This window comes from Dactylosporangium sp. NPDC050688, from assembly GCF_040654515.1.
Taxonomy (GTDB): domain Bacteria; phylum Actinomycetota; class Actinomycetes; order Mycobacteriales; family Micromonosporaceae; genus Dactylosporangium.
Genome location: NZ_JBFAIC010000027.1, coordinates 1 through 12,223, shown reverse-complemented (window position 1 = coordinate 12,223; position 12,223 = coordinate 1). Strand labels below are relative to the sequence as shown.

The following is a 12,223-nucleotide window of genomic DNA, read 5'->3' as shown; positions in this document are numbered from 1 at the left end:
CCGGCATGAAGACGCCGGCCGATCGAGTTCCGATCGGCCGGCGTCCTTGTCGTGCGGCGCGCGTCCTTGTCGTGCGGCGCGCGTCCTTGTCGTGCGGCGCGCGTCAGGCGGTCCTGCGCCGCGGCCGGCCGGCCAGCAGCAGCCCGCCGCCCGAGGTCGTCAGCGCGAGGCCGACCAGCAGCATCATCGTGACCGGCGCGCCGGTCACCGCCAGCGAGCCCGAGCTCGCCGTGCTCGCCGCCACCTGGATCGCCATCTTCAGGCTGTGCGGCAGGCCGGCCGGGTCGACCCCCGCCGCGACCAGCGAGTGGGCGCCGGCCACCAGGTCCGCCGGCACCTTCACCGGCTTGCTGAAGTTGCCCAGGCCGTCGGTGACCGCCGTGCCCAGCACGATCGGCTGCGAGTAGATGACGATCGTCGCGGTCGAGTACGGCATGAACCCGGTGCCGATGACCACGATGTCCTGGCTCGGCACCGCGGTCGTGATGCGGCCCCTGTCCGTGGTCAGCTGAGCCGATAATCCAGGTCTGGCAAGATTTCCAGGGTGTCCATCTGGGCGCGCTGCAGGCGGCCGGAGTAGTCCCAGTTCATCGACTGCCAGCGGGTGAACTGGTCGAGCACCCACACGCCGGACTGGCGGCTGCCGTTGCCGGACTTGCCGTTGCCGCCGAACGGCAGGTGCGCCTCCGCGCCGGAGGTGGAGTTGTTGACGCTGACCATCCCGGCCCGGGTGCGGCGCCGGAACGTGAACGCCTTGCGCGGGTCGGTCGTGTAGATCGCCGCGGACAGCCCGTACCCCGGGGCGTCGGCCAGCTCGATCGCCTCGTCCAGCGTGGCGTAGCCGGTCACCCCGACCAGCGGGCCGAAGGTTTCCTGCTGGAAGATCTTGTCCTCTGGCCGTACACCATGAACCAGGACAGGGTGGTAGAAGAGGCCGGATCCCGGGTCGCCGACGAACCCCTCCCGCGGGCTGGCGGCGCCGATGCGGCCGGTCGGGCCCGGCACCCGGTGGTGGTCCTCGATCCAGCCGAGGTACTCCTCGAACCGGGCGGCGAACCGCTCCGTCATCAGCGGACCGTAGAGCACCGACGGGTCGGTGGGGTCGCCGATGGGCGCGCGGCGGACCGCATCCTCGAGACGGGCGGTGAACTCGGGCAGGACGCTGTCGTGCACGATCAGCGTGCCGAGCGACGTGCACCGCTGGCCGGCCGTGCCGAACCCCGCGAACAACGCCCCGTGCACGGCGAGGTCCAGGTCGGCGTCCTCGGTGACGATCATCGGGTTCTTCCCGCCGAGCTCCAGGCAGGCGCTCTGCAGGTGCCGGCCGGCGAGCTCGCCGATGCGCGCGCCGACCTCCGACGAGCCGGTGAACCCGACCTTGTCGACCAGCCCGGCGTCCAGGGCCCGCTCGAGACCGGCGAACGTGGTCGGGCCGTCGGCGTACACCACGTCGAACACCCCGTCGGGCACTCCGGCGTGCCGGATCAGCTGGGCGAACGCGTCGGCGCAGGCAGCGGAGTACTCAGCCGGCTTCCACACCACCGCGTTGCCGCACAGCAGCGCGGGCACCAGGTACCAGCTCGGCACCGCGACCGGGAAGTTGCCGGCCGTGATGATCGCCGCCACACCGACCGGTACCCGGAACGTGAACAGCTGCTTGTCCGGCATCTCGCTGGGCACGGTCTGCCCGTACATGCGGCGGCCCTCACCGAGGAAGAAGTCGCAGGTGTCCACGATCTCCTGCACCTCGCCCCGGGCCTCGGCGACGGTCTTGCCGACCTCCCGGGTGACCAGCGCCGCCAGGGCCTCGAAGTTGGCCTCGACGAGACGGCCCAGGTTGGCGATCACGCGCCCCCGGACGGGGGCCGGCACGTCCGCCCAGTCACGCTGCGCGCGGCGGGCGGAGCGGCACGCGGCCACGAACGTGTCGGCGTCGGCCAGCGCGACCTCGGCGACGACCTGGTCGAGGCGGGCCGGGTCGGTGGAGACGAAGCGGGCTTCGCCGGGCGCGTCGACGGATCTGCCGCCGACGGTGGAGACGAGGAGGCTGCTCATCACTCCATCTTGCCGTGGGGCGTGTCGGCCGGGTGCTGCGACGTCGGCGGTGGCGTGAACGCCAGCTCGCCGCCGAACTGCTCACGCAGCCGCACGTCGTAGTAGTCCGCGGCGTCGGCGACCCAGTCGCAGGCGTTGCTCAGCTCGACCGCGTCGAGGGTCGCGGCCATCAGCTCGTAGGAGGCGATGACGGAGTCGTCGCGCCAGAACAGCCGGACGAAGTTGAGCCGGCCGTTGAGCTCGTTGAGCTCGCTCAGCAGCTGCGGGGAGCACTCCAGACGGCGCAACAGCGGCGAGAAGACCCGCACGAACGGTGGCTCGTTGGCCACCAGGCGCAGGTAGACCACGGCGGTGCCGCTGCGGATCGCGGCCGGGGTGGCGCTCAGGTCGGCAGGCACCGGCTGCCCGCCGAGGTAGTCGGTGAGCAGGCGGTGCACCCGGGTGCGCACAGCGGCGTCGATCGACACGCCGCCACCCTATCGAACGGCCGCACCCTCACCACCGGCCGCTGGTCCGCTGCCCGCCCCCGCGCCGCTCGTGGCCGGCGTCCGGACCTCTCGTGGCCAGCTCTTGGGTTTCTGCGTCAGCCGCTCTTGCCTGGCCTGCCCGGCGGCAGGAACCCGCGCCGGCGGGCCTCCTTCACCCACCGGTGTGCGGTGCTGACCGGTACGCCGTGCTGGTCGGCGAGGTCGCAGGCGGGCCGCGGCGAGTCCTGCGCGAAGTCGAGATAGACGTCGGCGACCTCGCGGTAGAACACATCGGGCCGCCCGCGCGACCTGCCGCCGCCGGCCGCCGCGTCGCGGGGCACCGCCAGAGCCGGCTCGACCGTCTCCCACCCACCGTCGACGACCACCGGCGGCGCGACGGGCCGGGCCCGCGGGTTGAACACCGGCGGCGTGCCGATCGACTCGTGCACGACCGCGAGCTGCGCGTTGGCCGCGGCCTCGATGCGCCCGACCGGGATGGCGCGCAGCAGATCCGCGCTCGGGCTGCCGTCGATGCGCAACCCCGTCAGCACCAGCCGACCACCGTCCGAGACGCCGACCCGCACCTGCACGCTCTGCGCCAGGGGCGGCTCCTGGCGCCATTCATACCAGCCGTCGACGACTGGAAAGAGCCGGCCACGCACCCGGCAAATCTAGACCACCGTTCCTCAAATCAACAATTGCGCGAACCTAGACGTCTAGATACGCTGATCTGGACCAGCCAGCCAGACGGTTTCAACGGGGGGTGTTCGGAGGGGACGATGCATGGCCGTGCATCGACCAGCTCCGGCCGAAGCCAACGGCACGTCCGCGTTCACACGGGGGATAGGGGGAGGACGCAGACAGGCGGTCGCCGGGCGGATCGCGCCAGCGGGCGCGTCCCGCCCGGCGACGTCGGCGGCCGAGCCACGGTCGCGGAGTCTCGCCGGGCTCCGCGACCGTTCGCCGGCTCGCCGGTTCGCTGGCACGGTCGCTTGCTGGGCGGCCGCTTTCTGGGTGGCCGTTCGTCGGCGCGGCCGGGCCGGGCTGGTCACATGCCAGGTCCGGCGCACCAGGGTGGTCAAGGCGCACCGGCCCACTGGGCCGCGGTCATCAGGGCGGCGATCGGCGCCGCGCCCATCACCGCCCTACCCATCACCGCCCTGCCCGTCGGCAGGCTGGGCATCGGCGGCCCGAACCGCACCTTCGATCCGCTCCGGCAGTCGGCCTCATCGCGCCCGGGCTGGCCTGCACGGTCGCGCCCACTGGCCCTCCGCTGCCGTTCCGGGCGTCTTTGCCGCCCCTGACGTCCCTGCCGTTCCTGACGCCCCTGACTGTCCCTGCCGCGCACCGTCGCACCGTCCGCTGCTGCGATGGCGGCCCGCCGTTACCTCCTCGCCGCGCGGCACGGTAGGCCGCGCTTCGCGCGACTCGCGGTCAGCGCACGACCGAAAACCCAGCCAACGTCACCAGACGACAGCACGAGCTTCGGCGTGGCCGACGCCGCGGGCCAGCCAGGCCCCAACTCGGAGCCGCCCATCCTCGCCGCCGCGCGCTGCCTGCGCTGCGCGCGGCAATCCGGGCCTCGCCGTCGCGCCGGCCGGACCATCGCGGTGATCCAAGTCGCGTGCTGGCCATCAGGGTGACCACGACACGACTTCGATCAAGCAAGCAAGATCAGCAGCGAGCCGGCACCGTCACACCTGCGCGGCCACGAGCCACTGCGCGTCCACCGCCCACTGCGCGCCGGTCAGGTCATGGCGTCTGGCCGAGGGTGGCGCAGACGGCGTCCAGGACGGCCGTCTTCAGTTCGTCCTTCGGTACGTCGGTGAACATCACCGTGCAGTCGCCCAGGCCGCCGACGGCCACCGTGGCCCGGGCCTGCTGGGCGAGGGTCGGCGCCGGGCCGAACAGCAGGGTGGTCAGGCGGCGGCCCCAGTCGGTGACGGCGGCGGCCAGGTTCAGCTCGGCCAGGACGCTCGGGTCCTGCATGACCATCTTGGTGATGTCGCGGTGGGCGTACGTGACGTCGAAGTACGCGCCGAGCACCGCGCGACGGTCGGTGAGTTCGCCCGGCCAGCGACCCGACTCGAAGTCGTCGAGCAGCGCGGCCACGTCGTCGACCAGGGGCTGGAACAGGCTGCGGACCAGGTCCTCGCGTGAGGCGAAGTGGTAGTACAGCGCGGGTTTGCTGATGCCGACGCGCTCGGCGATCTCGCGCAGGCTGACCTGCGCGACGCCCTTCTCGGCGATCAGCTCCATCGCGACGGCGCGGATGCGGTCGGCGGTCTCTGTGGTCCTCACCCTTGGCACGGGTCACATCTTACTTTACTTACCGGGAGGTAAGTGGTTCCCTTTACCTATCGGTAAGTAAACGGACGTAGGGGGAGTCATGCACGTGCTCATCTCCGGTGCGAGCGTCGCCGGGCCCGTCCTCGCGTACTGGCTGCGTCGCAACGGGCACCGGGTCAGCGTCGTGGAACGCACCTCCGAGCTGCGGGTCGGCGACGGCGGGCAGGCGGTCGACATCCTCGGGCCGGCCGTCGAGGTCATCGACCGGATGGGGCTGCTGCCGCAGGTCCGGGCGGCGCGGACGACCACCGACACGATGACGCTGATCCGGCCGGGCCGGGCCGACGTCACGATCGACGCCGCCCAGCTCCTCGCCGGGGTGTCCGACCGGCACGTGGAGATCATGCGCGGCGACCTGGCGGAGATCTTGTACGAGGCGACCCGCAAGCACGTCGCGTACACCTTCGGCACCACCATCCAGGAGCTTCGCGAGCACGACGGCGGGGTCGACGCAACCTTCTCCGACGGGACCAAGGGCACCTTCGACCTGGTCGTCGGCGCCGACGGGCTGCACTCCGGGGTGCGGCGGCTGGTGTTCGGGCCGGAGGAGGACTACAGCCACTTCCTCGGCGGCTACCTTGCGGTGTTCAGCGTGCCGGACTTCATCGGTCTCGACGGGCAGGTCCTCGGCTACAACACCGTCGACCGGGCCGTCGCCCTCTACCCGACCCGCACGCCCGGCCGCACCCGCGTCGTCATCCTGTTCCGCGCCCCGCAGCCCGACAACCGCGCCCCGCAGGCCGACAACCGCGCCCCGCAGGCCGACCGCCGCGACCCGCGGCCCGACAACCGCGAACAGCAGGCCGACCACCGCGACCCGGCCGCGCAGCGGCGGCTGCTGCGCGAGGTCTGCGCCGGGCTCGGCTGGGAGGTCCCGCGGCTGCTCGAGCACCTCGACGCGGCCGACGACTTCTACCTCGACGGGATCAGCCAGATCCGGCTGCCGTCGTGGTCGCGCGGGCGGGTCACGCTCGCCGGCGACGCCGGTTACGGTCCTGGGCCGGCGGTCGGTGGCGGCAGCAGCCTGGCGGTCGTCGGGGCGTACGTGCTCGCCTCGGAGCTGGCCGCCGCCGGTGACGACCATGCGGTGGCGTTTCCGGCGTACGAGCGCGCGATGGCCGACGCGGTCGCCGCCAGCAGGACGGTCGGGCCGTCGGTCCTGGCGACCCTGATCCCGCGCAGCGAGCTGCAGGTCTGGACGATGGCCCAGGCGATGCGCCTGCTGCCCCGGCTGCCCGGGTTCCTGCAGCGGAGGCTGACCTCGTTCGGGGGAGGGCCGGCCGCCATGCTCAACGGGGTCGACCTGCGCCCGCCGGTGGCCCCGGCGACCCTCTAACCTTGCGCACATGACTGACGGGGTGGTCGCCGCCGACGCCGCCGGGCTGCGCCGGGCCGCCGAGCTGCTGCGGCAGGAGTCCGTCTGCGCGTTCCCCACTGAGACGGTGTACGGGCTGGGCGCGCACGCCTTCTCCGCCAAGGCCGTCGCGGAGGTGTACCGGCTGAAGCGCCGCCCCTCGTGGAACCCGCTGATCGTGCACGTGGCGTCGGCGGCGGACGCTGAGGCGCTCGCCCATACGTGGCCCGAGGCGGCGCGGCTGTTGGCGGAGCGGTTCTGGCCCGGCCCGCTCAGCCTCGTCGTGGAGCGGGCCCACCACCTGCCGGCCAACGGCGGCCCAGCGACAGTCGCGGTCCGGGTCCCCGCGCACCCGGTCGCGCTCGCGCTGCTGGAGGAGTGCGGGCTGCCGCTCGCCGCGCCGAGCGCCAACCGGTCCGAGAGCATCTCCCCCACCACCGCCGAGCACGTGATCCGCAGCCTGCCCGACGTGCCATTGGTCCTCGACGGCGGCCCGTGCCGCCTCGGCATCGAGTCCACGGTGGTCGACGTGACCGTGTCGCCGCCCCGGCTGCTGCGCCCCGGCGCGCTGAGCCTGCGGGCGATCCGCGACGTGGTCGGCGCGCTGCGGCTGCCCGGCGACGACGGCCCCGGCGAGAGCCCGGCCGCCGGGGTCCGCTCGCCGGGGCTCGCCCACCGCCACTACGCGCCGCGGGCCCGGCTGCTCCTCGTCGACGACCCGGCCCTGCTGGCCGAGCGGGCCGAGGACGCGGACCCGGGCACGCTGGGCATCCTCACCCACCACCCGACGGCACCGCCGGGGGCGCACGTGGAGCTGCTGTCCGCGGACCCGCTCGAGTACGCCGCCGACCTGTACGCCGCCCTGCACCGCCTCGACGACGCCGGCGTGACGACAATCCTCGCGCAGACCCCGCCCGGAGGCGACGACTGGCTCGCCGTCCGCGACCGCCTGACCCGGGCGTCGGCCGCTGAGACCGGTACCGCCGCGACCGCCTGACCCGGGCGACCGCCTGCTGTTCCTGCCCCCGCCAGTCCTGCCGCCCCAGGCGCCCCCACCGGAGGCAGCGGCGGTGCCGGTACCGCAGCAGCCGGCGGTGCCGCAGGAGCACTGACAGCGCAAGGGCGGGCGCCCCCTCGGACGCCCGCCCCTCGCTCTACAGCAGTTTCGTCACCACGGCGCGGGGGCCGGGGGCACGACGACCGGCGGGCGGTCGTCGCAGGTGATCGTGTTCGGCAGCTCCCAGGGGGCGAGCCACGGGCCCGTGGTGCCGCCGCCGTCGTTGCCGCCCAGGTCGACGACCGAGAACTCGGAGCCGGCCGGGGTGAAGTGGAACGTGCCGCAGTTGTTGATGCCGACGGCGCCGACGTTGCGGGCGTCCACGTTCTGGAACGAGGCGGAGCCCGCGGCCCGGGCGCTGAGCACCGAGGTGCCCGTGCCGTCGACCCGGATGTCCTTGAACTTGACGTTGGTGATGGAGTACAGGTCCTTCACCGGCCAGTCGGCGACGAGCATGATCGCGTTGTAGGTGTTGTCGAGGAAGTGGTCCCCGGTCACCTGGATGTCCGCGTCGATGTTCTTCTCCAGCGCGAGGAACCAGATCGCGCCGAGGCCGATGTTCCAGTTCAGCTCGTACGTGCCGGCGCGGACCGTGGTGTTGTCCTTGACCTTCACGAAGCCGGTGAACGGCTCGGCGCCGAAGCGGGAGCCGATGTGGATCGCGCTGCCCTCACGGATCGGGTCCGCGATCAGGTTGCCGGACACCGTGGTGTCCTTACCGCCGTAGATCGCGATGCCGTTGGCGAGGACCGGCGTCTGCACCGTGTTGTGGTCGAACGTGTTGCCGGCGTTGGTGGTCTTCTCGGCCCACATCGCCAGGCCGTCGTCGCCCGAGTTGCGCACGAAGTTGTTCGACGCGGTCGAGTTGGTCACGCCGGTGTGGAAGTTGAGCCCGTCGGCGATCTGGTCGACGATCACGTTGTTGGTGACCTTCGTGTTGGTCATCGGTCCGTCGAACCACAGGCCGACCTTGGTGTGCTGGATGTACAGCCCGTCGATGGTCGAGTTGCTCATCGCGCCGCCGATGCCGTTGACCTGGTCGGTGTCGATACGCTCGCGCACGTCGCCGATGATCGAGAAGCCGGACAGGTGCACGTTGCTGCTGCCGCCGTCCTGGGCGTACTTGCCGTAGAACCCGACGCCGGTGTGGATCGAGTTGTCCGGGGCCGGCTCGCTGAGCGCGACCTCCTTGCCCTTGATGATGGTGTACCAGGAGCCCGCGCCCTCGATCGTGACGTTGTCGACGATGATGTGGCGGTTCACCTGGTACGTGCCCGGCGGGATGTACACCTTCAGGTGCGTCTTCTTGGCGAAGGCGATGGCCCTGTCGATCGCGTCGGCCGAGTCGCGGCGACCCGTCGGGTCCGCGCCGAACAGCAGCACGTTCGCCGCGATGATGCTGATCTTCGGCGGGCCGACCAGCTCCGAGTCGAGCAGGTCGATGACCGTCCACGCGGCGCTGTTCTTCGGCGCGGTCAGCCGGACCTTGTCACCGGCCCGGTACGTCTTGCCCAGCAGCAGCCGCTGCTCGTCGTAGAAGTGGTTCGGCCGGAACGGGGTGGTGATCGTCGGCGCGGGCGTCGTGGCGGCCGGCACGCACGCGCACTCGGTGATCCACCAGTCGGGGTGCAGCAGCCCCGCGTTCGGGTCGTTGGAGAACGGGTACTGGTTGTACAGCCACGAGTACTGCGACGTGAGCGTCACCGTGGTCTTCTTGCCGCCGTTGACCGTCACGTCCAGCGGCGAGGTGATGCCGCCGCCGTTGGGCGCGTCGGGAATGCTGTAGCGGACGTTGATGGCGTTGGCCGACTTCGGCAGCGTGAACTCCACGTACTGCCCCGGCGTCAGCTTCACCGCGCTGCGCCCGGAGGCCTCGGCGGGCAGCGTGTACGCCGTGCGGTCCGGGCCGATGACGGTGCCGTTCGTCTTGGCCTTCTCGGCCTCCTGCTCGACGAAGGCGACACTGGCGCCGCGGCCCGCGGTCAGCGCCGGGTCGATGGCGGCGCGGGTCACCGCTGGTGAGGCCCCGGCCGCGGCGGCCGGTGCGGCACCGGTGACCACCACACCGAGACCGACGGCGGCGGCCGTCGCCGCCGCGGCCCACCGCGGTGGTCCGCTGGACCACCGCGGTAAGGGTCCTGTGCTCCGTGACATCGATGACTCGATTCTCTCGGGAGGGGGCGGACGCCCGAGACGCTCTACGGCGGGGCGGCGCCATGAGGGTGAGGGTGAGGTGACATTAGGACCCCCGTCCCCCGCTCCACAAGGTCTTGCGAAATATTTACGCAACGAACGGGAGGGAATTGTCGTCGGCTTGTCGGTTTGTTGCACAAAACTGCGGCCATCGTTGCGACGCCCAGCGCCGCGCAGGCGGACGCCCGCCGCAGGAAGACACGGTGAACGGAAGCTGTGGTGCGGACGGAAGATGCGGTGGGACGACCGGACCCGGTGAAGCAGCCCGGCCCGGCGAGGTCACCGGCGCGGCGAGGTGGCGGCGCGGCACGGCACGCCGGCACGGCAACCCGCACGGCCCGGCGACCGCACGGCGACCCGACCTGGCCCGGCGACCCACTCGGCACGGCGCGACGAACCCGGCGCGGCACGGCAACCCGACCCGCCCCAGCGCGGCGATCCGGCGCGCACGCCGGGCAAAGGCGGCCCGAAAGCTCAGCCCTTGGCGATCCTCATCAACCACTCGTCGAGCAGGGCCCGCTCGGCGCCGCTCAGCACCGTGACCTCCGGCAGGGCGGTCCGCAGGGCCCCGGCCGCGCCCGCCACCGCGTCCGCGCCGACCACTCCGCCCGCAGGCGCGGCGCCGCCCGCGGCCGGTGGCGGGTCGCTGGTCACCGCAGCCAGGATCGACTCGCGGGCCAGGACCGACAGGGCGGGGTCGCGCTGCTGCGGCGGCAGCGCGATCAGCGTCAGCGTCAGCCCGCAGCCCGCCGCGTGGATCAGGTGCGCCGCGCGCTCCTCGCTGACCCGCAGCCGGCCCGCCGCTGCGATGCGCCGCACCTGCCCCGCCAGCACCTCGGCGGCGGCACGGGCCGCGGGCGACTCGACCCCCGGGCGGGGCTCGCCATAGATCAGCGTGTAGACGGCAGGGTGCGCCAATCCGAACCCGACGTGCAGGTCCCAACCCCGCCGCAGGTCCTCGACGGGATCCTCGCTGTGCCCGAGCGACATCTTGCCATCGAGGTACGACACAAATCCGTGGCTCGCGACGGCGTCCAGGAGGCCCTGTTTGTCGCCGAACAGCCGGTAGATGGTCGGGGCCTGCACGCCGGCGGCAGCGCTGACGGCCCGGGTGGAGATCGCCTCGCGGCCACCCTCGTCCAGCAGGGCCGCGGCGGCTTCGACGATCCTCTCGCGGGTAGTGGTCACGGTAACAACGTTAACACTTGCACGTTAGCGACTTAGTGCTAACGTAAAGTTGTTATCATCGCTAACAGCAGGAGGTTGTCATGAACCGGGTTGCCGTCGTCACCGGTGGGTCGCGCGGGATCGGGCGGGCCGTCGCGCTGCGGCTGGCGTTGGACGGGCAGGCCGTGGTCGTCGCGTACGGCCGCGCATCCGACGCCGCAGACGCGGTGGTGGCCGAGATCACCGGCAAGGGCGGGCAGGCGGTCGCGGTGCGCGCGGACGTCGCCGACGAGGCCGCCGTCGCGGCGCTCTTCGACACCGCGGAGCAGCGCTTCGGCGGGGTCGACGTGGTCGTCAACGCGGCCGGCGTCATGGTGCTCGCGCCGGTCGCCGAGCTCGACCTCGACGCGCTGGACCGGATGCACCGCACCAACGTGCGCGGCACGTTCGTGGTGGGCCGGGAGGCCGCCCGCAGGGTCCGCCGTGGCGGCGCGATCGTCAACTTCTCCACCTCGGTCACGCGCTTGTCGCTGCCGGCGTACGCCGGATACGCCGCGAGCAAGGCGGCCGTGGAGGCGATCAGCCCGATCCTCGCCAAGGAGCTGCGCGGCCGGGACGTCACGGTCAACGCCGTCGCGCCCGGGCCCACCGCCACCGACCTGTTCCTCGACGGCAAGGACGACGCCACGGTCGAGCGCATGGCGAAGATGAACCCGATGGAGCGCCTGGGCACCCCGGAGGACATCGCCGAGGTGGTCTCGTCGCTGGCCGGCCCGGCCCGCTGGATCAACGGCCAGACGATCTACGTCAACGGCGGCGCTGCCTGACGGCCGGAAGCTTCCACCCGGAACGACCGGCGGGACAGTGGCGTCGGACTCTTGTCCCATCGCCGGAAGACGACAGCTGCGGAGGGGATGTACCGTGTCGGGCACGAGGATGAATTCAAGTTGTCACGACGCCGGGCGCGGCACTGCCACCGCCCCTCGGCGCACGGGAGACGGGGAGCCGACATGGGACGTGGACGGGCCAAGGCCAAGCAGACGCGGATCGCCCGGGAGCTGAAGTACTTCACCCCGCCGACCGACCTCACCGCCCTCCAGCACGAGCTCGCCGGCGTACACCTCCCCGAGCCGGAGGACGCGGACACCGCCGACTACTACACGCGCGACCGCGACGACAACACTCCCCGCTAGCGCGCTGACCACCACCGTTCGCGGTGTTGGTCAGACCGCTGTTCAGGTGGCGGGCGGCCCACTCGTGTTCTTGCCTGGTTGATCGAAGTCGCGTCGTGGTCGTCCAGACGGCCGGGGCGCGACTTGGATCACCGTGGGCTTGCCGCGGGCGCGGCTCGGCGCTGGGTCTGGTGGTTCAGCTGCCGGTGGCCTGCGCGGGTGGCACCGTGACCGGTTCGGCGGTGGGGTGCCGGGCCGGCTCCGCTGCGCTGGCGTCCGCCGGTGCCGCTGTCTGCGCTGTCTGCGCTGTCTGGCGGGTCTTGCGTCGGGTCTGGCGGGTGGTGACGATGTGCCGGCCGAGTTTGATGAACGGTTGTTCGATCAGGCGGTAGAGCACGTCGGCGAAGGC

Annotated in this window: 12 protein-coding genes; 4 read left to right on the top strand and 8 right to left on the bottom strand. The window is 72.2% G+C overall.

The window, feature by feature from the left end; translation table 11 throughout:
- Positions 1-103: 103 nt before the first annotated feature.
- From AB0H83_RS24775 to AB0H83_RS24755, 5 genes are all read right to left on the bottom strand, one after another.
- Positions 104-475 carry a hypothetical protein gene (locus AB0H83_RS24775; protein WP_360098293.1) on the bottom strand — a complete coding sequence of 124 codons (372 nt, stop codon included), beginning with the start codon at positions 473-475 and terminating at the stop codon, positions 104-106.
- A gap of 29 nt (positions 476-504) precedes the next feature.
- On the bottom strand, positions 505-2,055 hold the full coding sequence (locus tag AB0H83_RS24770) for an aldehyde dehydrogenase family protein (RefSeq protein WP_360098291.1): 1,551 nt from the start codon (positions 2,053-2,055) through the stop codon (positions 505-507).
- A complete protein-coding gene (locus AB0H83_RS24765; RefSeq protein ID WP_360098289.1) occupies positions 2,055-2,522 on the bottom strand; it encodes a YbjN domain-containing protein in 468 nt (155 codons plus the stop codon). The genes AB0H83_RS24770 and AB0H83_RS24765 overlap by 1 nt, the downstream gene beginning before the upstream one ends.
- Positions 2,523-2,638: 116 nt before the next feature.
- The gene (locus AB0H83_RS24760; RefSeq protein WP_360098287.1) at positions 2,639-3,184 is read right to left on the bottom strand and encodes a hypothetical protein; all 546 of its coding nucleotides are present in this window, start codon (positions 3,182-3,184) and stop codon (positions 2,639-2,641) included.
- Positions 3,185-4,274: 1,090 nt separating this feature from the next.
- Positions 4,275-4,832: a TetR/AcrR family transcriptional regulator gene (locus AB0H83_RS24755; RefSeq protein ID WP_360098285.1), complete on the bottom strand. Its 558-nt coding sequence runs from the start codon at positions 4,830-4,832 to the stop codon at positions 4,275-4,277.
- Between the two features lie 79 nt (positions 4,833-4,911).
- Here AB0H83_RS24755 and AB0H83_RS24750 point away from each other — a divergent pair, with 79 nt between their 5' ends.
- Both AB0H83_RS24750 and AB0H83_RS24745 read left to right on the top strand, forming a co-directional pair.
- Complete coding sequence (locus AB0H83_RS24750) at positions 4,912-6,207, top strand: FAD-dependent monooxygenase (RefSeq protein ID WP_360098283.1); 1,296 nt, start codon at positions 4,912-4,914, stop codon at positions 6,205-6,207.
- A 10-nt stretch (positions 6,208-6,217) separates the two neighbouring features.
- Positions 6,218-7,222: an L-threonylcarbamoyladenylate synthase gene (locus AB0H83_RS24745; protein ID WP_360098281.1), complete on the top strand. Its 1,005-nt coding sequence runs from the start codon at positions 6,218-6,220 to the stop codon at positions 7,220-7,222.
- Between the two features lie 171 nt (positions 7,223-7,393).
- Here AB0H83_RS24745 and AB0H83_RS24740 read toward each other — a convergent pair whose 3' ends face one another.
- Together AB0H83_RS24740 and AB0H83_RS24735 are read right to left on the bottom strand one after the other, a co-directional pair.
- A complete protein-coding gene (locus AB0H83_RS24740; RefSeq protein ID WP_360098279.1) occupies positions 7,394-9,346 on the bottom strand; it encodes a glycosyl hydrolase family 28-related protein in 1,953 nt (650 codons plus the stop codon).
- Positions 9,347-9,949: 603 nt separating this feature from the next.
- The gene (locus tag AB0H83_RS24735) at positions 9,950-10,663 is read right to left on the bottom strand and encodes a TetR/AcrR family transcriptional regulator (protein ID WP_360098277.1); all 714 of its coding nucleotides are present in this window, start codon (positions 10,661-10,663) and stop codon (positions 9,950-9,952) included.
- 80 nt (positions 10,664-10,743) lie between these two features.
- Between AB0H83_RS24735 and AB0H83_RS24730 the strand changes: the two genes are divergently transcribed.
- Together AB0H83_RS24730 and AB0H83_RS24725 are read left to right on the top strand one after the other, a co-directional pair.
- On the top strand, positions 10,744-11,469 hold the full coding sequence (locus tag AB0H83_RS24730; RefSeq protein WP_360098275.1) for an SDR family oxidoreductase: 726 nt from the start codon (positions 10,744-10,746) through the stop codon (positions 11,467-11,469).
- A 183-nt stretch (positions 11,470-11,652) separates the two neighbouring features.
- Positions 11,653-11,835 (top strand): DUF3073 domain-containing protein, encoded by a 183-nt coding sequence (locus tag AB0H83_RS24725; protein ID WP_360098273.1) that lies wholly within the window; start codon positions 11,653-11,655, stop codon positions 11,833-11,835.
- Positions 11,836-12,010: 175 nt separating this feature from the next.
- Here the strand turns inward: AB0H83_RS24725 and AB0H83_RS24720 are convergent.
- A partial coding sequence (locus tag AB0H83_RS24720) for a hypothetical protein (protein WP_360098271.1) occupies positions 12,011-12,223 on the bottom strand: 213 nt, incomplete at its 5' end.

What these genes read in the sequence shown, in the direction of transcription:
- AB0H83_RS24750 (WP_360098283.1), top strand. Translation starts at nt 4,912, where the DNA reads ATGCACGTGCTCATCTCCGGTGCGAGCGTCGCCGGGCCCGTCCTCGCG.
- AB0H83_RS24725 (WP_360098273.1), top strand. Translation starts at nt 11,653, where the DNA reads ATGGGACGTGGACGGGCCAAGGCCAAGCAGACGCGGATCGCCCGGGAG.
- AB0H83_RS24745 (WP_360098281.1), top strand. Translation starts at nt 6,218, where the DNA reads ATGACTGACGGGGTGGTCGCCGCCGACGCCGCCGGGCTGCGCCGGGCC.
- AB0H83_RS24770 (WP_360098291.1), bottom strand. Translation starts at nt 2,055, where the DNA reads ATGAGCAGCCTCCTCGTCTCCACCGTCGGCGGCAGATCCGTCGACGCG.
- AB0H83_RS24730 (WP_360098275.1), top strand. Translation starts at nt 10,744, where the DNA reads ATGAACCGGGTTGCCGTCGTCACCGGTGGGTCGCGCGGGATCGGGCGG.